We start from the raw sequence: 22534 nt of genomic DNA on the forward strand, positions 1-22534 counted from the left end.
TTTAGTGGAAGAACAGCCACACCAGCAGCAGCACAATCCCCGGCACCCCCAACAGCCAAGCCAAGAAATACTTCCCCATGACAGCCTCCCTGAAAAAAGAGTATGTCATCAGGCTAAAGCCCGCACCGCAGGCCGTCAGTTAGCCAAAGCACGTTTATCCCTGAAGAAGTTCCAAACCTCCTCTTCAGTATCCACATCCCGGTTCATTTCCCCCACCAGCTTTCGCAACAGCCACGGCATCTCATCGCGCTTCGAGGCCCAATTATGTCCCCCGCCATCGATGCGCAGGAATTCCACCTGGACACCGCGTGGATCGTCGCCCCAGACAAAGCGTGTCGCCGATGTCGCAGCTTCCCCCTGCGGGAAACGATAAGTCACCGGCTTCGCCGGCAGCCCCGCCAATTGGCGCCATATTGCCACCGACTCGTCCGCACTCAAACCCGTCCCCCGCCCACGCAAGCCCAGCGCACCGATTTCACCGCCAGCAAAAGGCGCGATCTTATCCGCTGTCCCATGCGACACAAAGACCGGCAAGGGATGCGCCGGTGCCCTGCAAGCACTATGCGCCGGCATCAAGGCACTTTGCACCGCAATGCCAGCGAGCTTTGGCCCAAGTTCAATCCCCAGCCGATAGGCCATGCCGCCGCCATTGGAACTACCGAACACATAGACACGGCGCGGATCGGCGCGATAAGACTTGATCGCCTTGTCAATCAACGCCGATATGAACGCAACGTCATCGGTGCTTGCGTTGGTCGTCGCATCGCCCCGGCAATCGTTCCATGCGAACTTGCCGTCCTTCGCCTTTACGCCCTGTGGCGCGATGACCAGTAAATTCTCGCGCGCCGCCAGGCGATGCCAGCCCTGCGGCTGATATCCGAAAAAGGGATCCTGGCCCAGCATGAATGTTCCCGAACTGCCGTGGCCATGCAACAAAATCAGCAAAGGATGCAGGTCGCCACCAAGGTCGCGCGGCTGCATCACCATGAAATGACGCACGCCTTCAGGCGTCGGGAATTCCCGCGAATCCATCGCCTGCGCCGAAACCTGCTGCATCGCCAAGCTTGAAAGCATAAATGCCACGATGTTCCTGACGTTCACTGTCTTCCTTTCGAGATCCACGGTAATATTTATTATTTACCAATATCGAGAGGGTGGCAATGGCGGTAGTTCTTGGTCCGATCCTGAAGTTCTGTGGCTGTGCCGACGGCATGTGGACCGTCAGCGCGCTGGTGGTATGGTCGGGCGAAGTGCCGCCCTCAGTAACGGCTGCCGTGCTGCCCGGTGCGGCCGCCGCCGTGCGCCCGCTGGCCGTCGAATCGCGCCGCTTGCGCAGCCGCCTGCACAAGCGCGCCGTGCATACCGTCGAAAGCTGGCGGTTCACCATCGAGCAGCATGCCACTCGCGAGCAGCAGGTCCAGTACATCGTCGACGGGCAAGCCTTTACGTTCTCCGTCCCCGCGCGAGACAGCGCCCCCACCTGCGCCTACACCTCCTGCAACGGCTTCTCCGATTACAAGAAGATGAAGGACATCCCGCAGGATCCGGTCTGGAACAAGATGCACGACAACCATGTGCAGCGCCCTTATCACCTGCTGTTGATGGGCGGCGACCAAATCTACAGCGATGCGATGTGGAGCACCACCGCATTGAACGACTGGGCAGCGGCGCCGAACGACAAGAAGCTTGCCAATAAGCCGATCACCAAGTCGCTGCAAACCGAGATCGACGATTTCTTCTTCGGGAATTACCTGAAGGTCTGGGCATATCCGCATGTGGCGCGTATGTTCGCTACCGTGCCGACTGTGATGATGTGGGACGATCACGACATCATCGATGGATGGGGCTCGTATCCGGACAAATTCCAGCAGTCGCCCGTGTTCAAGGCGATCTACAACATAGCCCGCGACTACTTCCTGCTGTTCCAGCAGCACAGCACAACAGAAGCCGACGTGCCAATGCGGCTGCCTTCGCAACCAGGCTTCACCAACGCCGTGCGCGTCGGCGACTACGGCTTGCTGGTCCTGGACCTGCGCAGCGAGCGCACGCCGGACACCGTCATGGGTGATCAATCGTGGCAGGCAGCCTATGCCTGGCTCGAAGCGCAGAAGGATTGCAAACACCTGTTGATCATGTCCAGCATCCCCGTCGTGCATCCGGACTTCAGCACGCTGGAAATGCTGCTGTGCGCCCTGCCCGGCCAGCAGGAACTGGAAGACGATCTGAAAGACCACTGGCTGAGCCGCACCCACCAGTGGGAACGCCTGCGCCTTATCCATCGCCTGCAGGAATGGTCGCAACGCACCGGCGGCCGCGTGACCATTCTCTCCGGCGACGTCCACGTGGGCGCGATCGGCGCCATCGAATCGAGCCAGAAGCGGCATGACGGCAAGCCAATTACGATCCACCAACTGACATCTTCCGGCATCGTGCACCCGCCGCCACCGGCGATGGCGCTGTTCTACCTTGAACACGTTGGCGACAAGGTAGAGCAACTGGAAGGCGGCATCACGACCTCGATGTACAAATTCCCCGGCACCGCCCATCGCTACATCGGCGCCCGCAATTACCTGAGCCTCGAACCGGACCGCATGGAAGACGGCCGCTCGCGCAACCGTCTATGGGCCAACTGGTACGTCGAAAACGAAGCGCAACCTTACCGCCAAGCGATCCTGCCACTGGCTGAGTAATTAGCTTACGACCGGACCGGTAGTGGCGCCGGTCAGCAGCGCTGGCTGCCACAGCTCTTGCAGGCTGGCAGCGGGCTTGCCGTTGATGCGCGCCAGCAGCATGTCGGCCATTTTGGCGCCGGCGGCGCGGGCGTTGGGTTGGTCGATGGTGGTGACGTCGATGTCGGCCAGGGTATCGGCCATGCTGCCCCAGACGATCAGGGAGATGTCCTTGCCGATCGCAATGCCCGCGTCGAGCAGCGCGCGTACCGCGCCAACGCCGGCAAGATGGTTGTCGACCACGATGGCAGTGGGGCGCGGCGTCATGCCCAACAATGTTTGTACGGCGGCGTGGCCGGCGCGGCGATCGATGCAGTCATCGACCAGATGGCGGGGATCGGATGACAGCCTGGCGCCAGCCAGCGTGGCTAGGAAGCTGGCGCGGCGCTGGGCGGCAAAATTCATTGCCAAGGGCGCGCTGATCATGGCGATGCGCTGGTGGCCCAACGACAGCAAGCGCTCCAGCGCCATGCGGATGCCAGCCTCGTTGTCATAGTCGAACCAGGCGTAAGGTGCGTCGAGCTGCGTGCGTCCGTGGGCGATGAAGGGGAAACCGGCCCTGGCGAGATAGGCAATGCGCTCGTCATGCACCAGCGTGCGGCTGACTACCAGGCCATCGACACGGCGGCCACGCACCATCTGCTCGTAGGATGGCATTTCGTTCGCTGGCGACACTGGTGCGATGATGAAGTTCATGCGCTTTTGCTCCAGCACTTCCGACATGCCGCCCACCACTTCGAGGAACATGGAGTCGCCCAGGTCGGCCGGCAGCAGCGGATAAATCGTGCCGAGCACATTGCTGCGCCCCACCGCCAGGCTGCGGGCCATGGGATTGGCCTCATAGCCTGATTCGCGCGCGGCCCGCAGCACGCGCTCGCGCGTCAACTCGCTGACTTCCGGATAGCCGTTCAGCGCACGGCTGACGGTTGTCTTCGACATGCCGAGTTTGTCGGCCAGGCTCTTCAGGTTCATTGCGAAATTATAGCCGGTGCCTCCAGCCCGCCGTCGCTGCCATCGACGGCACGCTTGAAGAAGTACAGCGTCACCAGCACGATCGCTATCGGCACCAGCGTCAGGTAGAACGCGAAGTGACCGCTGACCGCGCCGAATACGTAGCCGGTAATCAGCGAACCGGTAGTGCCGCCCAGCGCGGAGAAGATCACCAGCAGGCCAGTCATCGCCGAGTGCTGGTGCTTGGGCAGGGAGCTAAGCATCACCGAGTTGATGCCCGGGTAGACCGGCGCCATGAACAGGCCGATTAGCGGGAACAGGAAGGCCGCCAGCGGCGCGTCCCCCCATCCCGCGCCAGGTCCCACCACTACATCGTGCGTCATTGGCAGCGCGACAAGCACCACGGCCCCCATTCCGAGCAGGCAGGCGTTCATCACCGGGTACCAGTTCATGCGGCGCATCAGCACCCCTGCCGACAGGCGGCCAGCGGCCAGGCAGGCAGCGAAAATGCTGGTGACCTGCACGCTCATGGCGGCAGGCAGGTGCAGGATCTCGTTGTTAAAGGTCGGCAGCCAGGTCCCGACGCTCTGTTCGATCAGGACGTACAGGAAGGCAGTCAACACGAAGACGCACACCAAGGGCTTGAAGAACAGCTTGAGCATGGCGGCGAACTCCTGCGGCAGGCTGCGTGCTTCGGGCGGCGCGGCCAGGCGCTCGTCGAAAGGCGTCGCCAGCAACAGCGTGAAGGTCAGTGCGCACAAGGCGGCCAGCACCCAGTACACATGCAGCCAGCTTTGCGAGCGAGGGTCGGCGGAATCGATGAAGAAGCTGAACACCCAGTAGGCGCACAGCACGCCAACCATGAAAAAGCCTTCCAGGGTATTCATGATGCCAGCATGCTGGCGGCGGTCGGCAGCGACCAGGCCGAGCGTGGAATAGACCGACACTTTCACCAGCGCGAAGGAAATGCCAACGCACAGGAACAACATTTTGGTCGTAAGGAAGGAGGGCAGCAACGGCATCGACAGGCAGGCCGCCGTAACGATGGCAAGCCCGGTCAGCATCGCCTTCTTGTATCCGATGCGCGGCAGGAAACTCGCCACCAGGAAGGACACCGCGGCAATCGGCAAATCCTTGAAGCCTTCCAGCACGCTGGCTGCGGATTTGCTGACGCCGTAGTTGTTGATGACCTGCAGGATCACCGTGCCAACGCTGTTCAACAGGATGGCGAATGTAAAGTAGATCAGGAACAGGACCCAGATGATGCGCCGGTTTTGCATAGTGTCTCCATTATATTTTTGAATTGTTCCAGTCCCGGGATCACCGTGTCTGCCTGCCACAGGGTGGCCGGCTGGCCTACACCGATGGCGTACATGCCAGCCGCCTTGATGGCGGTGACGCCGGCAACGGCGTCCTCCACGCCAACGCAATCGGCCGGGTCTACGCCCAGTTCCGACGCAGCGCGCAGGAAGATTTCGGGATCGGGTTTGCCGCGCGCGATCGTCGCCGCGTCTACGACATAGTCGAACTTATCAGTGATGCCGAGCCTTTCCAGCACCGTGAAGGCGTTTTTGCTCACTGACGCAAGGCCCACCTTCAAGCCTTGCGCGTGGCACCAGTCCAGCGCTGCAACTGCGCCGGGCAGCAGGTCGGCGGGCGACATCCCGGCGATCAGCGTCTTGTAATGCTCGTTCTTGGTGTCGGCCAGCGCCAGCTTTTCTGCATCGCTATAAGTGCGAGGTGCGCCGGCCAGTATCTGCTCCAGTGAGCCCATGCGGTCGATGCCCTTCAGGTTTTCGTTGAAGGCTTCGTCGAAGTGCACCTGCTGCGACTGCGCCAGCTTTTGCCAGGCCAGGAAATGGTAGTGGGCGGTATCGGTGATCACGCCATCGAGGTCGAAGATAACGGCTTTCATGCAAGCTCCTGAACCGGCGCAGCCGGGCTGACGGTGACGGGCACGCCGCGATGCTGGAAGGCCAGCGTTTCACCGCGCAGCAGCGTGTACTGCGTTCCACCCGCGGTGACGCGTACTTGCAGCAGGCTGCCATGCAGGTGGATACGGAACTGGTAGTGCTGCCATTGCTTCGGCATGCTCGGCGCAAAGCGCACCTCACCGTTCACTACGCGCATGCCGCCAAAGCCGTAGGCCACGCCGAGCCAGGTGCCGGCCATGGCGGCGGTGTGCACGCCGTAGTGGGTGTTGCCGTGCGTGTTATCCAGGTCGAGCCGTGCAGTCTCCATGAAGTAGTCATAGGCCTTACCTTCATAGCCCACTTCGGACGCGATGATGCTGAAGATGCAGGATGACAGCGAGGAATCGTGCGTGGTCACGGCTTCGTAATAGTCGAAGTCGCGCTTCTTGTCCTCCAGCGTGAACTGCTCGCTCAATAGCAGCAGCGCCAGCACCACGTCGGCCTGTTTGCAGACCTGGTGGCGGTAAATGACCATCGGGTGGTAGTTGAGCAGCAGCGGATATTTGTCGGCTGGCGTGCTTTCGAAATCCCACACTTTCTTGTCGAGGAAACTGTCGTCCTGCGGGTGGATGCCGAGTGCTGCGTCGTATGGCAGCAACATGGCATCGGCTGCGAGCTGGAACTGTCCCAGCTCGCCATCGTCGAGCGCTACGGCAGCGGCGATGCGCGCCCATTCCTGAGGGTGTTCGTGCGCAATGCGCTCCCCGACCGCGGCGGCAAACTGCATGTGCAGCTTTGCCATCGCGTTGGTGTAGTAGTTATTGTTCACCAGCGCCGTGTACTCGTCCGGCCCGGTCACTTCATTGATGACGAAAGCGCCGGCGCGGTTGTAGCTGCCGATGCCGAGCCAGATGCGCGCAGTTTCAATCAAAATCTCCGCACCGTATTGCAGCAGGTAGGCGTCGTCGCCCGTCGCATCCATGTACTGCTTGATGGAGTAAGCCACGTCGGCGTTGATGTGGTACTGCGCGGTGCCGGCCGGGAAGTAAGCCGAGCACTCCTCGCCCGCAATGGTGCGCCACGGGTACAAGGCGCCTTTGGCATGCGACATCTGGCGCGCACGTTCGCGTGCGGCGGGCAGGCCGGCATAGCGGTATTCCAGCAGCTTGCGCGCGATTTCGGGCTTGTTGTACAGGAAGAACGGGAAGATGTAGATCTCGGTGTCCCAGAAGTAGTGGCCTTCGTAGCCCTCGCCCGTTACACCCTTGGCAGAAATATTGGTCTTGCCATCGCGGCCCACCGATTGCAGCAGGTGGAACTGGTTGAAGCGGATGCCCTGCTGTAGCGCGTCGTCGCCGGCCACTTCCACATCGGCCTGCGCCCAGAAGTCGGCAAGGTAAGCTTCCTGCTGCGCGGCGAGTTTGTCGAAGCCCAGGCCACGCGCCGCTTCCAGTTCGGCACGCGAGCGTGCCAGCAATTCATCGGCCGCGTAGTCACGCGAGCTGTAATAGCAGCCGTACTTCACCAGGCGCACGGTCTGGCCATCGCGGACGTCAACGGCGTATGACTGCACCAGGCGCGAACCTTCGGCGCGCTGCGCGAAGATGTGCTGCGCATCGATCACCTGTGCGGCAGCGGTCACCAGCGTGAAGCCGCTGTTGTGGGTGCGCTGCTGCAGGGCGGCAAAGTGCGGCGCCAGCTCGGTACCCGCCAAGGCCAGCGCCGGGCCGGTTGTGGCGGAACCGACGCGCGGATCGTCGCCCGCTTCCAGGTTGCGCACCACGCCGTCGACCGTGCATTCCAGGCGCAGGGCGCCATCGAAACCAAGTGGCGTCACCGTGAACTCGATCGCAAACAGATGCTTGCTGGCGAAGCTGACCAGGCGGCGGCTGCGCACTTGCAGGCGGCGCCCGGACGGCGCCTGCCAGACGATGTCGCGCTCCAGCAGGCCGGTGCGGAAGTCCAGGCGGCGCTCATAGCGCTCCACCCGGCCCTGCAGCAGGTCGAAGCGCTCTTCGCCAAGCCACAAGGCGATGCCCTTGGCGTTCGGCACATTCAGCATGAACTGGTTGTTGCGCGCCAGGCCGTAAGCATTTTCGGGGTATTGGATCGGTTCCGATTCGTAGAAGCCGTTCAGGTAGCTGCCGTCCAGCGACGTGCCAGACGGGCCGGCGTAACCTTCTTCCGGCGTGCCGCGCAGGCCGATGTAGCCATTGCCGAGCGCGAACAGGGTCTCATCCAGGAAATTCGACGCCGCATCGAAGGACGTTTCGCGGATACACCAGGCATCGAGGGGGTAAGTATGCTGCATCTTCATCCTTCTTGTTCATTCAAACCGGTTTGGATTCCGTATAAAAAATTTTTATGTAGCGCGGACGATCAGCGTGGTCGGCAAGGTTTCGGAAGCCACGGGACGCCCCTCCAGCAAATCCAGCATCTTCTTCGCCAACAGCACGCCGCCATCGCGCAGGTACTGGTGCACGCTGGACAGCGGCGGCACGAAACTCACAGCACCCGGCGTATCGTCATAGCCAATGACCGAGACCTGCTCCGGCACACGCACATCGCGTTCTGCCAGCGCACGGATCGCGCCCATCGCCAGCAAGTCGCTGGCGGCAAACACGCCGTCGAACGACAAGCCTTTCTTCTTCAGCAGGGAATCCAGGCAATCAAAGCCGGCTTCGAAGGTGAATGCCTTCGGCCGCATGATATGCACGCTACCCTGCCCTCCCAGCGCGTCGATAAAACCTGCGCAGCGTTCCTGCACCTCGGCGTGGTCCACGTCGCCAAGGAACAACACCTTCTTGCGCCCCAGTTCGATGAAGCGCTGGGCGACACTGATACCGCCCTTGCGGTTGTCACTGCCGACCACCACGGTGCCGGAGCCCGCCCCTGGCGCGCCCCACACCACCAGCGGCTGGCTGCGCTTTTTGAGCGCGGTCACCGCTTCGCCATGCGAACCCTGGCCCAGCAGGATCAAGCCGTCGGCGCCTTGCACCGGCGCCGTGTCCAGCAACTGGCGCGAGGTCAGCACCACGCTGTAGCCGGCTGTCGTCAGCTCCTGCGTGATCCCGCCCAGCAGCTCCAGCGGGTAAGGGTCGGACATCGGCCGGCCCTTCTCGGGTGTCATTTCCACCACAACTGCCACCGAATACGAACGCCCCATGCGCAGGTTGCGTGCACTCACGTTCAAGCGGTAGCCCTGGGCTTCCGCGATCTGGCGCACTTTCTCCCGCGTTTCTTCCGTTACGAGGGGACTGCCACGCAGGGCGCGCGATACGGTAATTTTCGAAACCCCTGCCAGCTTGGCGAGGTCTTCCATAGTTTTATTGACAGCCATGCGAGGCATTATGACAGATTTCCAAACCACGCAACAACAAAATGACATCGATAACATTTAGATTGACATCGATATCATTTCTTGTTTCAATGGTCAGGCCTTGGAAGCCGAATCACATAAAACGAAAGAAGAGACACGTATGAAAAACCATCGGAAGTTCCTGTTGTCGTCCATTTCCATCGCTGTACTGACCTTGATCGGCCAGGCGCAGGCCGCGGAACAGGAAGGCCAGCAAGCCACGGCGGAAGCCGCGCCAGCCCCGGCTGCGGCAGACGCCGCCGTCCAGAAAGAAATCCAGCAAGTGGTCGTGACCGGCGTGGCCTCCGCCCGCGGCGTGCGCAAGCTGGACTCCGCCTTTTCCATCACCACCGCGTCGGAAGAACAACTGAAACAAGCCGCCCCGATCAGCACCGCCGACGTCATGAAGCTGGTGCCGGGTGCTTTTGCCGAATCGACCGGCGGCCAGTCCGGTGCCAATATCCAGGTACGCGGCTTCCCGTCCGGTTCCGATTCGCCGTTCGTGTCGGTGCAAATGCAGGGCAATCCGCTGTATCCAGTCTCAACCCTGTCCTTCTTCGAAGGCTCCTCGGCCTTCCGGCTGGATGACACCATTGAACGCGTGGAAGTGCTGCGCGGCGGCCCGAGCACCATCTTCTCCAGCGGCCAGCCGGGCGCCACCATGAACTTCATCCTGAAAAAAGGCGGCGACACGCCGGAAGGTTCGGTGCGCTTCACCACCGGCACCGGCGAGCTGCGCCGCGTTGACGTCTTCTACGGCGGCAAGATTTCCGATGGCTGGTACGGCACCATCGGCGGCTTCTACCGCAACACCCACGGCGTGCGCGATTCCGGCTTCCCATCCGATGACGGCGGCCAGGTCAGCGCTACCCTGACCCGCAAGCTGGACCAGGGCGAAGCCACCTTCTACGTGCGCCGTACCGACGACAAGAACGCCTTCTACACTGGCGTGCCGCTGGTCTCCAGCGATGAGGGGCGCACCATCAGCGAATTCCCAGGCTTCGACCCGCTCAAGGGCACGCTGATGAGCAACGAAATGCGCCGCTTCACCGTGGAGGCCGCGCCGGGCAAAACGCTGAATTTTGACCTGGGCGATGGCCGCGGCCTGAAGTCGACCGTGCTGGGCATGGAGTTCGACCAGAATCTCAATGGCTGGAATGTGTCGAACAAGTTCAATCACTTTGATGGCGACCTGAACACGATTGCCATGTTCACCGGTAACAACCCGCTGAGCATGTCGGCCTACAACACCGCCGCGCTGGCAGCGAATGGCGGCACCACTGCCACTGCAACCTACCTCGATGGCACGCCAGTCGCCGGCAACCAGCAAGTGGTGCAAGCCGGCCTGTGGGCAGTCCAGAAGAAGCTGAAATCGTTCACCGACGAAATCCGCGTCAGCAAGGAATGGATCAAGGACAACACACTGACGGTCGGCGGCTACTTCGCCAACTATTCTTCGGACGACGTGTGGTACCTGGGTAGCAGCCACCTGATGACGGCCGTACCGAATGCGCGCCTGATCAACGTCAAGCTGGACAACGGCGTCATCGTCTCCAACAACGGCAAGGATGGCAGCGTGTTCTACGCCCCGGTCGCATCTTACGACGGCAGCAATACCGCCCTGTTTATCGCCAACGAATGGAAGGTCAACGACAAGATCAAGATCGACGGTGGGGTGCGCCGCGAGCGCCAGAAGCTGGACGCAACGATCTCCAACCTGGCCACCGGCGATACGGACAACAATCCGCTGACGGTCTACAACAACAATACCTCGATGCCGACCGGTTCCAACACGGCGCTCAACCGCAGCGATTCCGCCAACAGCTTCACCGTGGGCGGCAATTACAAGCTGGCCAAGGACATCAGCGTGTTCGCGCGCGCCAATATGGGCCACACCTTCATCGCTTTCGACGACCTGCGCAATGCCGGCACCCAAGCCAAGGTCGATGACCGCAGCTTCCTGCCGACGCCGAAGATCAAGCAATACGAAGTGGGCTTCAAGACGGCCGGCCAGTTGTACAGCGCCTACATCAACTACTTTCACACCGATTTCGAAGGCATCGCCTTCCAGCAGATCCTGTCGAACGGCACCATCCTGAATTCGGTGTCCGGCTCCAAAGGCGATGGCGTGGAAGTGGAACTGGCGGTGCGCCCGATCCGCGACCTGTCGCTGAGCCTGTCCGGCAACTGGCAGGATTCGAAATACAAGGACAACCCGCTGACCGAAGGCAAGCTGGTGCAGCGCCAACCGAAACTGCAATACCGCTTCACGCCGACCTACCGCATTCCGCTGGGCGAGAACAATTCGCTCAAGCTGTACGGCACTTACACCTACGTAGGCGACCGCTGGGCCGACCAGTCCAACCTGCAATACCTGCCGTCGTACAAGACGGTCGACCTGGGTGCCCTGGTCACCATCGGCGACAAGATCGAGATCCGCCTGAGCGGCAACAACATCACCAACGAGCTCGGCCTGACCGAAGGCAACTCGCGCCTGACCACCGGCGGCAGCGGCCCGATCAACGCGCGCCCATTGTTTGGCCGCAGCTGGGAGCTGTCGCTGGCCTACCGCTTCTGATGCCGTAACCCTCCCTTAGTCCTTTAGCAGTTCCCCTCCGGGCGTCGCAGGATTTTCCAAGGCTGCGGCGCCCTTTTTTTCGCTTGCAAACTGAGCTCTAGCATTCACCCTTGTTTTCGCCTACCCTGACAAAGGTGCCTGAGTGAAAGATTGCGACGAAGGGTAGATTCGTGGTCTCGCTGAATTCCATCAACTCTCTGCAGATTGCCGTGGCCTACGCCGAACGCAAGGTCCAGCAGGATCGCGACCAGGTGGCGCAGAATGAGGACAGGCTGGACGCCAGCCGCGCGTTGCTGCAATTTGACACCCAATCGCTCACCAAAGCCCAACAGGATAGCTCGCGCGCCCAGTCCGCCGCCGCGCCGGCCTTGAGTTCGCCGCGCCTGGACCATGCGATCGAACAACGCATCCCCGCCGGGCTCTTGCCGAAGCAGCCCACCCTCAACGCCTTGGGTCAGACAATCGGCAAGCTGATCAACGTGGAAGCTTGAGCAGCGCATCCCTGGCTGGCGGGTAGCCGCCCGCTGCCGAGCGCTCGTACAGTGCGCGCGCTTTGGCAATATCCTTTGGCAGCAGCTCGCCTTGTTCGTAGAGGCTGGCGAGGTCATATTGCGCAATCCGGTTTTGCGCTTCCGCGGCATCGACGACCAGCCGCAGACCGCGCTGTTTATCGCCGTCATCGACGTGAATCAGCAGCATCCCAAGCAGGGTTTTGGCTTCAGGCTCGCCTTGGGCGACCGCCTTTTCCAACATGTCGAACATCAGGGCAACATCCTGCGACTCCTCGGGCGCCTCGAACAGGATCCGCGCCAGGTTCAATTGCGCGCCTGAGTCCCCCTGCGCCGCGGCTTTTTTCGCCCACGCAATCGCCTGCGCCAAGTCCTTGTCGACGAAACGGCCAACCTCAAGCACCATCGACAACGCTACCTGCGCGTGCACATAGCCCATATCGGCGGACTGGCGAAGCAATCGCAGCGACTCAGGGACGTTTTTCCCGACTTCCGCATCCCCGCCAAAATAGCGCCAGCTCAATCGGTAAATTGCCTCGGCATTGCCGGCAGCCGCCTGCGCCCGTAACTCATCGAGGCGGCCCTTGGCTTCTTCAGGCGTCTCGCCGCCTTCCAGGGTCCAGAAGTAGCTCATCCTGGTCCACGTCGGCTCGCGGCGGCCGATCGTTTCGGGGGATGCGAAAAGGCACTTCGCGAGACCGTCCTGCGCCGCCAGGTCCAGCAGCGGGTGGCCGCTGGATTTCTCCACCCTGGACTCAATGACCCGGCCATCCATGCCGATCAGGTAGGCCAGCACAACCGAACCTTCCTCGCCGTTCCGCAGCGACTCGGCTGGCCACACCGGCTTGGGGCAGGACTGCAGCTTCGCGGTCAGCTTTTCAATCGGAGCGGCGGATGCCTCAGCAAGTGCGGGCAGGTTGAGCAGGCACAGCAGCACGGCTGGCAGGGATGTCGATAGGCGCATCGGGCCAATTAGCAGGAAGTAAATATTTCCCGACTGTATCACCATCGGCGGGCTGCGCCAAGGACGCCGGGCGCGGCAGCGACCACATTTTCAGGAATTGCTGATACGGTTTCATGGCATCCTCCACCAAGCGCCAGTCGCTTGCGGCTGGGCGACATCGAGGGCTTCGCCGATCATCGGCGTGGCCAGGGTTTGGCCGCGTGCCGCGGCCAGGGCGGTGATCTGCTCGAACGGGTCGTCCCAGCTATGCATGGCCAGGTCGAAGGTGCCGTTATGGATCGGCAGCATGACCTTGCCGCGCAGGTCGATATGGGCTTGCATGGTTTCTTTCGGCTGCATATGGATGTCTGGCCATTGCGGGTCGTAAGCCCCGGTCTCCATCAAGGTCAGGTCGAACGGGCCGAAGCGCTCGCCGATTTCCTTGAAACCCTTGAAGTAGCCGGTATCGCCGCTGAAGAACACTTTCAGGCCGCCGCTCTCGATCACCCACGAGGCCCACAGGGTCTTGTTACTGTCCCACAGGGTGCGCCCGGAAAAGTGCTGGGCCGGGGTGGCGGTCAGCTTCAGGCTGCCGGCCGACACCGATTCCCACCAGCCAAGCTGGCGCACCTTCTCGACCGGAATACCCCAGGAAACCAGCGTGTCGCCGACGCCCAACGGCGCCAGGAAGTATTCGGTCTTGGCTTCCAGTTCGCGGACGGCGGCGTAATCGAGATGGTCATAGTGGTTGTGCGACAAGATCACGCCCTTGATCGGTGGCAGCTCGGCAATGCTGATCGGCGGCGCGTGGAAGCGCGCCGGACCGGCCCACTGCACCGGCGAAGCGCGCTTGGAAAATACCGGATCGGTCAGCCAGAACTCCCCCTTCAGCTTCAACAGGATGGTCGAGTGTCCCAGGCGGAACAGGGTATCGTCAGGCGCAGACAGCAATTGCTCGCGAGTAAGCACTTGCATCGGCAAGGACTGGGCAGGCACGGTATTGGCCGGCTTATTGAAGGTGAATTCCCAGAAGATCTTCAGCGTCTTGAGGAAGCCCGGCTGCTGGCGCGGGGCATCATTCCGGTACGCAGGGCGGGAATCGGCAGCATTGCAAATAAGGCTAGTCATGATGGGGCTTGCTCCAGTTGGCACAGGGTTCACGCAAAATATTACACTACACAGTGTAGTTTCTACTTTGGGAAAAGTAAACTACCCGGTGTAAAATATTCTTTATGAACCAACCCGACAAACTCACTGACCGCAAGCGCGCCGCCATCATCACGGCCGCTATTGCCGAATTCCGTGCTCGTGGCTTCGAAGCCACCAGCATGGACCGCATCGCGGCCGCGGCCAACGTTTCCAAGCGCACGGTGTACAACCACTTCGCCAGCAAGGACGAACTGTTCGAGCAGATCCTGCAGGAGCTGTGGGATTGCAGTGCCGCCCTGAACGCCATCGGCTACCAGCAAGGCAAGCCGCTCAAGCCGCAATTGATGGAATTGATGCGCCAGAAAATGGCCATGCTGCGCGACGCCTACTTCCTGGACCTGGTGCGCGTCGCCATCGCGGAAGCAATCCACGCTCCGCAACGCGCCGGCGACATGATGACCAAGTTGGGTAAGAAGGAAGAAGGCGTGGCCAGCTTCCTGCGTGCAGCCCAGGAAGACAAGGTGCTGAAGGCCGGCGACCCGGCCTTCATGTCGCATATGCTGCAAGGCCAGTTGAAATCGTTCGCGCTATGGCCGCAGGTAGCGATGGGCAAAACGCCGCTGACGGCGCAGGAACAGGAGGCGGTCATCACCGCCACCGTCGAAATGTTCCTGTCCTACTACGGCATCAATTAAAGCGTACCGCGTACACCGGCGGCAGCGTGGTGGAAATGGTTTGCCAGTGTTCGCCGCCGTTGGTGGACAGCCAGGCGCCGCCTGTGGTCGATGCCATCAGCAAGGTCTTGCCGTCGTCGGCCACCGCCAGCCCGTGGCGGTACACCAGGTCATAGCAGTGCTCCTGCGGCAGGCCGCCGCGCAAGGTGCTGAAGCCGGCGCCGCCATCCGCAGTGCGGTTGACCGCCAGCGCCGCCGCCACCGGCACCCGCTGCTGGTCGGCCACGGCCGGCACGAACCAGGCGGTGTTGCCGTCGCGCGGATGCACCGCCACGGCGAAACCAAAACTCGACAGCGGCGCCGTGACTTCCTCCCAGCTCTCCCCGTTATTGCGCGAATGCCAGATGCCGTTATGGTGCTGGCACCACAGCACGTCCGGCTCCGCTGCGCAGCGCACGATGCGGTGCGGGTCCTGCACCGCGCCGGCATCTTGCATCTCGGGCGGCATGTAGCGCGCCGCCATGCCCTTGGTACGCAGCTGCCAGCTTGCGCCGCCATCGCGCGTCAGCCAGGCGCCGCCGCAGGAGACGCCCACCAGCACCGAGTTGCTGTCGCGCGGGTCGACACAGATGCTGTGAATGCCCGGCACATCGTAGCCGCCGCCGAACCATTGCGTGCGTTCGGGGACGTTCCACAGCGACTCCACCAATTGCCAGCTCTCGCCGCGGTCGTTGGAGCGGAACAGGCCGCCCGGCAGGGTACCGGCCCACAATACGCCCGGCTGGTCCGGGCCGCCCGCTTCCAGCGACCAGATTTGCTTGAGGGTCCAGTCCACCTTGTCGGTACTGTCCTGCGGCTTGGCTGGATAGGCCGGCACCGCGATCTCTTTCCACTCTGTGCTGCCGGCATCGCGCCGGTGCAGCTTGGCGCCGAAGTGCCCCAGGTTCAGGCAGGCATAGGTAGCACCATCGCGTGCATCGTGCAGCACCATCGACAGCGGATCGCCGAAAAAGGATTTGTCCTCCTCCAGCGTCCATTCGCCATTGCGATGGGCCAGTTCGAACAAGCCTTTGCGGCTTGCAATGAAAGCGCGGTCTGCCATGTCATCCTCCGGATAAAGCTTGCAGCACATAGATCCTGGAATCACTGCGCAATGGCTCGTCGAGCTCACTGCGCTTGCCGTCGATGAACACCACGACGTTGGCACGCAGGCGGCCTTGTTCGTCCAGCACGTAGGCCCCCAGGCGCGGGTTTGCAGCAAAGGCCCCGTCCAGCGCCGCGCGCACGTTGTCCGCCTGGGTTTCCAAGGTGGGAACCGGCAGGAAGCGCGCCAACTGCTGGGTGAAGATGATCTGGGCCATGGGAAAGCTATTCTAGCGCGCTTTGGCCTACAATAAACTCGTGTGCATAACTGGAGCCACGCATGGGAATCACCCCGCAGCAACTCGAGCAGCTGATGCACGAAGTGGAGCAGGAAGACCCGATCGACTTTGCCGACCTGCCCTTCAATGAACAGGAATTGCGCGAGCTGGTCGCCAACCATTTGTGCGAAATGGCCGACGCCATGGAAAGCTTCAGCGAAGAAGACCGCCGCCTGACTTTGCTCGCGGTGGCGGCCAAGCTGGTGCTGGAAAACCTGGTGCTGCACGTGCAGCTTTTACGGCGCCACGGCTTGCCGCTCAACGACCAGACTGCCGCCCTGCTGTCGCGCCTGCGCAAGGGCGGCAGCGGCGACGCTTAAACCCGGTCTGCCTGCTGCAGCATATTGCGCGCCAGGCGCAAGCCGAACTTGCCGATGCCCTGGTCCCAGGGCGTGAAGCGGGGAAGCTGGTACCAGTCGGTCTCGCCGCGGCTGGCGCCCCACGAGGTGGAGACTGCCGCATCGAAGCCCATCTCGCGCACCATGGCGACATGCTCCGGCAGGTAGTCCTGGCCCGGCTTGCCGTTCGGGTAAGCGAACACGCGCACCGGGGCATCGAGCACCGTTTCCAGTGCCGCCCGGCCCTGCGCGATTTCCTGCCGCGCTTCGTCGGCCGGCAAGCGCGCCAGGATAGGATGGTTGACCGTGTGGCCGCCGATGCCCATGCCGGCGCCATGCAGCTTGCGCAACTGCGCACTGCTCATCATCAGGTCGCGCGGCAATTCCACCCCGGCCAGGCTGGCCACTTTGCCGACTTCCTGCAGGCGCTGTTCCATCGGCAGGTATTTGAGCTGGCCGATCAGGGCCCCGATCGTCTTGCGGCGGGCGTCCCAGCTATCGATGGCATGCCGGCCCAGGCCCAACGGCGTCGCGTCAAACACTTCGCCCGGCGCGCGGCGCACCGTTTCGATCACGGTGTCGTTCCACATGCGGCCGCCGTCCAGGAAGCCGGTCGCTATGAAGAAGGTCGCGTGCAAGCCGTGCTGCTGCAGCACGGGCAGCGCAACCTCGGCGTTGTCGGCATAACCGTCATCGAAGGTGATGCAGGCGCTGCGCGCAGGCAGGCGCCCTTGCGCCGCCAGCCGCACCGCGTCGAGCAGGGGCAGCACATTGAAGCGCGACTTGAGCCAGCCAAGCTGGCGCTCGAACTGCTCGCGATACACTTCGCCCGGGAACAGCGGGTCTGCCTGCGGCAGCACGCGGTGGTAGATCAGGATCGCCGGTGCCCGGCGACCGCCGCCCGACAGCAGCGACAGCGCGCCGCGTTCGATCTGCTGTTTAAGCCACACCTTGCGCCTCCTCTTGCTGCACCACGGGCGGGTTGGCCGCGCGCTCTTTCAGCATCCGTTCAACCAGCAGGCGGGTCGCCATCATGATCACCATGATGTAGTAAGGCACGTCGAAATAGGCCAGGCTGAGGAAAGCCCCGCCCACCATGAAGCCGACCAGGCTGACCTGCATCATGCGCACCAGGCGCGTCGCCCATTCCAGTTCGGGAATATTGTCCGCGTGCTTGACCACCCAGGCCCCACTGCGCCACACCACCAGGTACATCAGCAGGAACAGCGCCAGGCCGACGTAGCCATGTTCGCCCAGCACCTGGAAATAGATGCTGTGCGCGGCGTGGATATCGTCCGGCACCGGGGCATACAGCTGGAAGATGAACCTGTTGTAGATCTGGAAGCCGCCGCCGAACAAGGGATGGTCGGCCGCCAGGTTGATCGCCATCCGCCAGGCGTTGATGCGGCCCATCGCCGAACCGTCCTGCTCATAGGTGTTGATGGTATCGATGCGGGCGTGCCACTGCTCCGGCATGAACACCAGCGCCAGCGGCGCCAGCACCAGCAACAGCGCGCCCAGCTTGGCTTTTTCATGGCTCTTCAGCCACAGGAAAGCGAGCATGGCGCCCAGCGCCAGCGCCGCACCGCGCGAATAGGAGCCCAGGGAAGCCAGCGCACACAGGCCCGCCGCCATCCACATCGCCCGCTTGCCCCACTTGTTGGCGATCAGCGGCACCAGGTACATCATCAACGGCACCACCATGATCAGGGCCAGCGCAATCTCGTTGTTGCCTTCGATGAAAGTACCCATCGGGCCCCACACGCGATAGGCACCGCCGCTGCGAATGGTGAACAGGCCGCCCTTCACGCCGTAGAAGCCGAGCGAAATGACGATGGTCCAGACCAGCATTTCAATATCCTTGCGGGTACGTACCAGCATGGCCACCACCACCGTCATGCCCATGATCTTCAACACCTTGTTCAGCGCCGGCCATGGGTCTTCCGGGCCGATCGCAAACAGGGTGGTCAGGCACATCCAGGCGCTAAAGCCCAGCAGCAGCCAGGTCAGCGCCGTGTTGGGGAGCGATACTTCCTTCGGCTTGGCCATCATGGCCAGCAGCGTGGTCCCGGCGATGATGGCGGCAAATGGCATGCTCTGGGCAAAGCCCCAGCTCTGGGTGTGGGGGTTCATCACGCTGATCCAGACCCACAGCACAGCGCCATAGAACGGCCGCTTGAAAACGAACGGCAGCGAGCCGAATACGATCAGGGTAATGATTATGTCGCGCATGGCGCCTCCGGGCTTACTTCGTCAAGGCGTTCCATGGGGTCTCCAGCTTGGTCACGCAATAGCGGTATTTGCCGCTCTTTTCCGGCAGGATTTCCGGCACCAGCTCCACTTCGATCCTGACCTGCTTGCCCATGCGCGCATGGAAGCCGGCCTCGACCACCTGCCTTGCCTTGTCGTCGAACTGGCCGTCGTACACGATCTGCACGCGGGTCCAGTCCAGGGTCTCCTGGATCACCTTGAAGGCGCGCACCGCCGGCAGGTCGCGCATGATGTAGGCCAGCGCGGCGCTGTGGATCAGGGTGCCGTCCTGGTTGATCAGGAAGTCGGTGGTGCGGCCGTGGATTTCCTTCAGCACCGGCAGCGTGCGGCCGCAACTGCATGGCGCGGGGTCCAGCGCGCCGACGTCGCCGGTGCGGTAGCGGATGAAGGGGAAGTCGCCCGACTGCAGGTGGGTCACCACGATTTCGCCCGATTCGCCGGCCGGCAGTTGCCGGCCCTCCGGGTCCAGCACCTCGATCACGATGTCTTCGCTGGTGATGTGCAGCTTGCCGGCCGGGCACTGGTGGGCGATGAAACCGGAATCGCGGCCGCCGTAGCCATTTGCCACCGGACAGCCGAACACCCGCTCGATCTGCTCGCGCTGCGACTGGTACAGGCATTCGGAAGTGACGAAAGCGACGCGGATGCCCAGCTTGTCGAGGCGGATGCCCTTGTCTTCGGCATGCGAGGCGATGCGCGCCAGCACGGTGGGATAGCCGAACAGCATCTTCGGCTTGCGCTGGCGGATGCGCTCCACGTGGCCATCGAGCCCGGCTTCGGTGGTGGCGAAGGCCGACATCAGTTCGGTGCGCATCAGGGTGTCGCGCACCATGCGCACGCGGTCCTGCGCGCTCAGTTCGATCGGCGAACCCCAGATCACGATTTCGCGGTCGCCGATGTCGACGTTCCACCAGCGCGTGGCGCGCCATTTGGCGGCGACATCGTGGCTGACGCGGTGGCGCCCGACGAAAAAGGTCAGGGGCGCCCCGGTCGAGCCGCCGGTGTTGTAGCGCACCAGGTTCCGGGCGTCGTCGGCTTTCAGCGCTTCGATATTTTCGCGGATCGCGGCCTTGTCCAGCAACGGCAGGCGCACCAGGTCGGGCACGCCCTTGAAGTCGCGCGCGGCGTCGAAGCCGGTGCGGGCAAAGGCTTCACGGTAATACGGTACATGCCGCTGGGCGCGCAGCAGCAAGGCGCGCAAGCGTTCGATCTGCAGCTCCTGCAGCCTGGCTGGCGGCCAGTACTGGGTCTGCTCCATATGGCGGCGCACGGCCACGCTGCTGTGCTTTTTGAGCTTCTCGTGCAGCGGGAACAGCACGCCGGAAACCAGGGCGGTGTAGATCATGGGCGGCGCCCTCCTTTGCTTGCCAGCGCCTGGCGGTACACTTCCAGCAGGCGCGGCTTGACGCTGGACCAGGCATATTGCGCCACGCTGGCGCGGCCGGCGCTGCGCAGCGCCTCCGCCAGCGCCGGTTGTTCGGCCAGGCGCAGCACGGCTTGCGCCATCGCCGCCGGATCTGCCGGCGGCACCAGCAATGCGGTCTTGCCGTCTTCCACCACGTAAGGCACGCCACCGACATTGGTGCTGACCACCAGGGCGCCGCTGGCCAGTGCCTCCAGCACGGAATTGGGCATATTGTCGATCAGGCTGGGGTTCAGCATGATGTCGGCATTGCGGTACAGGGCAGGCATGTCGGCAGTATCGACGCGGCCGGTGAAGTGCACGGCATGCGCCACGCCCAGTCCCAGCGCCAGTTGTTCCAGCTCGCTGCGCAGCGGGCCGGACCCGGCCACCGTCAGCTGGGCCTCGGGATGGGTTTGCCGCACGATCGCGAAAGCGCGCAGCGCGCTGGCGTTGTCGTAGATGTCTTCCAGGTTGCGCGCCACCAGCAGGCGCAAGGCGCCGCGGGCACGCGATGCGCCGCCGGCGTCAAAGCGCTCCAGGTTGACGATATTGGGCACGATCACCGAATCGATGCCGTGCTGGCCGAAGACATGGGCCAGAAAGCCCGATGGCACGGCCAGCGCGGCGCAGCGGCGCAGGCTGGGGCGTATCCAGGCCGCGGCCTGCTTGAGGAAATTGGCAGCCTCGCCGCCCCGGTAGTTGACCACCACCGGCGTGCCGCGCAAGTGCGCGATCCAGATCGCCGGCGCCGCAAACAGATGCCAGGACCAGCCCGAATTGGCCATCACATGGAATACCTGCACGCGGCCGGCGGCGCGCCACAAGCCGGCGACATAGGGCAACATGCGGAACAGGGCGCGCACGCCGCGCAGCTTGCCGGTCCAGGCCGGGCGGTACGGCGCATTGGTCTGCACGAATTCCACCGCTATGCCGGCATCGCGCAGCAGGCCGGCAAGCTGCAAAGCCTGGTTGGCCATGCCGCCGGACGGTGGCGGCAAGGGGCCGACCAGCGCAATGCGCTGCACCTCCGGCGCATCCGTGGCGCACGGCACGGCGGCGAATGCTTGCTGCGGCGCGTTCATGCCAGGGCCTTCTCCGTAATGCTGCCGTAGACGTTGCGGTAGCGCGCCACGCTGGCGGTCCAGTTGCGTTCCTCTTCAACAAAGCGGCGGCCCGATTGGCGGAATTCCTGCCATTTCTGCGGCGCTTCCAGCAGCGCCAGCACCTGCTTCGACAGCGCCGCGGCATCGCCGGCGGCGAACAGCACGCCGGTACGGCCGTCGTCGATCAATTCCTTGTGGCCGCCGACGTCGGAGGCCACCATCAGGCAGCCCTGGGCCATCGCCTCCAGCGGCTTCAACGGCGTGACCAGGTCGGTCAGGCGCATCTTGTGGCGCGGGTAGCACAGCACGTCCACCAGGTTGTAGTAGCGCTGCACCTCGCTATGCGGCACGCGGCCGGTAAACACCACCTTGTCTTCGACGCCGAGCGCCCTGGCTTGCGCGCGCAGCGCCGCATCCTGCGGCCCGCCGCCCACCAGCAGCACACGGATCTCGGGACGCTGCGCCAGCATGGCCGGCAAGGCGTTGAGCAGGATGTCCAGGCCTTCATAGGCGTAGAAGGAGCCGATGAAGCCCAGCACGGTCTTGCCGTCCATGCCCAGTTGCTGCGCCAGCGCTTCGTCGCGCGCGCCGCCGACGGCGAAATCGCCGATATCGACCGCGTTCGGGATCACTTCAATCTTCCTGGCCGGGATGCCGCGCCCGATGATCTCGCTGCGCAGTCCTTCGCAGATGGTGGTGGCTGCATCGACGCGCTGCAGCGCCCAGGTTTCCATGGCGCGCGTCAATCGGTAGCGCAGGCCCCATTCCTTGCTGGTGCCGTGGTCGACCGCGGCGTCCTCCCAGAAGGCGCGGATCTCATATACCACCGGGATGCCTAGCTTGCGGCCCACGCGCAAGGCAGCCACCGCGTTCAGTGCCGGCGAGTGCGCGTGCAGCACGTCCGGCTTCACTTCCTTCGCCACTTCCAGCAGGCGCGCCGCCAGCGCGTTGATGACTGCCACCTGGTTCAGCACCGGCAGCCTGGCCAGCGGGCCGCTGGCCGGCGGCGTGCGGTAAAACTCCAGCCCGTCGACCGTTTCGCGCGCCGCACTGGACGCGCCCTGCTTCGGGCTGGTGATATGGAAGGTCTGCCAGCCGCGCGCGCGCTGCGCCTGCAGGATGGAGCGCGTGCGGAAGGTATACCCGCTGTGCAGCGGGATCGAATGGTCCAGCACGTGCAGGATACGGATAC

The 22534-nt window shown here is 63.1% G+C and carries 20 protein-coding genes; 5 read left to right on the top strand and 15 right to left on the bottom strand.

The window, feature by feature from the left end:
• Window positions 1–135: 135 nt before the first annotated feature.
• Window positions 136–1101, bottom strand: a complete 966-nt coding sequence (locus ASD58_RS29825; RefSeq protein ID WP_229210154.1) for a PHB depolymerase family esterase — start codon at window positions 1099–1101, stop codon at window positions 136–138.
• A 59-nt stretch (window positions 1102–1160) separates the two neighbouring features.
• Between ASD58_RS29825 and ASD58_RS29830 the strand changes: the two genes are divergently transcribed.
• On the top strand, window positions 1161–2690 hold the full coding sequence (locus ASD58_RS29830; RefSeq protein WP_082565783.1) for an alkaline phosphatase D family protein: 1530 nt from the start codon (window positions 1161–1163) through the stop codon (window positions 2688–2690).
• Here the strand turns inward: ASD58_RS29830 and ASD58_RS29835 are convergent, their stop codons facing one another.
• The 5 genes from ASD58_RS29835 to ASD58_RS29855 are packed head-to-tail and all read right to left on the bottom strand — an operon-like array spanning window position 2691 to window position 8933.
• Complete coding sequence (locus tag ASD58_RS29835) at window positions 2691–3701, bottom strand: substrate-binding domain-containing protein (RefSeq protein ID WP_057266098.1); 1011 nt, start codon at window positions 3699–3701, stop codon at window positions 2691–2693.
• On the bottom strand, window positions 3698–4960 hold the full coding sequence (locus tag ASD58_RS29840; RefSeq protein WP_057266099.1) for a sugar MFS transporter: 1263 nt from the start codon (window positions 4958–4960) through the stop codon (window positions 3698–3700). Before ASD58_RS29840 ends, ASD58_RS29835 begins: the two co-directional genes overlap by 4 nt.
• Window positions 4924–5595: a beta-phosphoglucomutase gene (pgmB, locus tag ASD58_RS29845; RefSeq protein ID WP_057266102.1), complete on the bottom strand. Its 672-nt coding sequence runs from the start codon at window positions 5593–5595 to the stop codon at window positions 4924–4926. The genes ASD58_RS29840 and pgmB overlap by 37 nt, the downstream gene beginning before the upstream one ends.
• Window positions 5592–7904 carry a glycoside hydrolase family 65 protein gene (locus ASD58_RS29850; RefSeq protein WP_057266276.1) on the bottom strand — a complete coding sequence of 771 codons (2313 nt, stop codon included), beginning with the start codon at window positions 7902–7904 and terminating at the stop codon, window positions 5592–5594. Before ASD58_RS29850 ends, pgmB begins: the two co-directional genes overlap by 4 nt.
• Before the next feature lie 51 nt (window positions 7905–7955).
• Entirely contained in the window at window positions 7956–8933 is a 978-nt protein-coding gene (locus ASD58_RS29855) for a LacI family DNA-binding transcriptional regulator (RefSeq protein ID WP_229210155.1), read from the bottom strand.
• 139 nt (window positions 8934–9072) lie between these two features.
• Here ASD58_RS29855 and ASD58_RS29860 point away from each other — a divergent pair, with 139 nt between their 5' ends.
• Window positions 9073–11529: a TonB-dependent receptor gene (locus ASD58_RS29860; protein WP_057266106.1), complete on the top strand. Its 2457-nt coding sequence runs from the start codon at window positions 9073–9075 to the stop codon at window positions 11527–11529.
• Between the two features lie 170 nt (window positions 11530–11699).
• Entirely contained in the window at window positions 11700–12020 is a 321-nt protein-coding gene (locus ASD58_RS29865; protein WP_057266108.1) for a hypothetical protein, read from the top strand.
• Here the strand turns inward: ASD58_RS29865 and ASD58_RS30965 are convergent.
• Complete coding sequence (locus ASD58_RS30965) at window positions 12004–13047, bottom strand: TonB family protein (RefSeq protein ID WP_082565784.1); 1044 nt, start codon at window positions 13045–13047, stop codon at window positions 12004–12006. The genes ASD58_RS29865 and ASD58_RS30965 overlap by 17 nt on opposite strands.
• Window positions 13048–13113: 66 nt before the next feature.
• Window positions 13114–14109: an MBL fold metallo-hydrolase gene (locus tag ASD58_RS29875; protein ID WP_057266110.1), complete on the bottom strand. Its 996-nt coding sequence runs from the start codon at window positions 14107–14109 to the stop codon at window positions 13114–13116.
• A gap of 104 nt (window positions 14110–14213) precedes the next feature.
• Here ASD58_RS29875 and ASD58_RS29880 point away from each other — a divergent pair, with 104 nt between their 5' ends.
• The gene (locus tag ASD58_RS29880; protein ID WP_057266112.1) at window positions 14214–14825 is read left to right on the top strand and encodes a TetR/AcrR family transcriptional regulator; all 612 of its coding nucleotides are present in this window, start codon (window positions 14214–14216) and stop codon (window positions 14823–14825) included.
• On the opposite strand, the gene ASD58_RS29885 is transcribed toward ASD58_RS29880, so the two are convergent.
• Both ASD58_RS29885 and ASD58_RS29890 read right to left on the bottom strand, forming a co-directional pair.
• Window positions 14818–15906: a hypothetical protein gene (locus tag ASD58_RS29885; RefSeq protein ID WP_057266114.1), complete on the bottom strand. Its 1089-nt coding sequence runs from the start codon at window positions 15904–15906 to the stop codon at window positions 14818–14820. The two genes, ASD58_RS29880 and ASD58_RS29885, sit on opposite strands and share 8 nt — an antisense overlap.
• A 1-nt stretch (window position 15907) precedes the next feature.
• Window positions 15908–16165: a MoaD/ThiS family protein gene (locus tag ASD58_RS29890; RefSeq protein ID WP_057266115.1), complete on the bottom strand. Its 258-nt coding sequence runs from the start codon at window positions 16163–16165 to the stop codon at window positions 15908–15910.
• A 62-nt stretch (window positions 16166–16227) separates the two neighbouring features.
• Between ASD58_RS29890 and ASD58_RS29895 the strand changes: the two genes are divergently transcribed.
• A complete protein-coding gene (locus ASD58_RS29895; RefSeq protein WP_057266117.1) occupies window positions 16228–16545 on the top strand; it encodes a hypothetical protein in 318 nt (105 codons plus the stop codon).
• On the opposite strand, the gene ASD58_RS29900 is transcribed toward ASD58_RS29895, so the two are convergent.
• The 5 genes from ASD58_RS29900 to ASD58_RS29920 are packed head-to-tail and all read right to left on the bottom strand — an operon-like array spanning window position 16542 to window position 22532.
• Window positions 16542–17513 carry a polysaccharide deacetylase family protein gene (locus tag ASD58_RS29900; RefSeq protein WP_229210156.1) on the bottom strand — a complete coding sequence of 324 codons (972 nt, stop codon included), beginning with the start codon at window positions 17511–17513 and terminating at the stop codon, window positions 16542–16544. The genes ASD58_RS29895 and ASD58_RS29900 overlap by 4 nt on opposite strands.
• On the bottom strand, window positions 17503–18795 hold the full coding sequence (locus ASD58_RS29905) for a putative O-glycosylation ligase, exosortase A system-associated (protein ID WP_057266119.1): 1293 nt from the start codon (window positions 18793–18795) through the stop codon (window positions 17503–17505). The genes ASD58_RS29900 and ASD58_RS29905 overlap by 11 nt, the downstream gene beginning before the upstream one ends.
• A gap of 13 nt (window positions 18796–18808) precedes the next feature.
• Entirely contained in the window at window positions 18809–20179 is a 1371-nt protein-coding gene (locus tag ASD58_RS29910) for a phenylacetate--CoA ligase family protein (RefSeq protein ID WP_057266122.1), read from the bottom strand.
• Entirely contained in the window at window positions 20176–21321 is a 1146-nt protein-coding gene (locus tag ASD58_RS29915; RefSeq protein ID WP_082565785.1) for a glycosyltransferase family 4 protein, read from the bottom strand. Before ASD58_RS29915 ends, ASD58_RS29910 begins: the two co-directional genes overlap by 4 nt.
• Window positions 21318–22532, bottom strand: coding sequence for a TIGR04063 family PEP-CTERM/XrtA system glycosyltransferase (locus ASD58_RS29920; protein ID WP_057266282.1), 1215 nt, complete (start codon window positions 22530–22532; stop codon window positions 21318–21320). Before ASD58_RS29920 ends, ASD58_RS29915 begins: the two co-directional genes overlap by 4 nt.
• Window positions 22533–22534: the final 2 nt, after the last annotated feature.

Origin of the sequence: Duganella sp. Root1480D1 (assembly GCF_001427305.1) — a bacterium.
Taxonomy (GTDB): domain Bacteria; phylum Pseudomonadota; class Gammaproteobacteria; order Burkholderiales; family Burkholderiaceae_D; genus Rugamonas.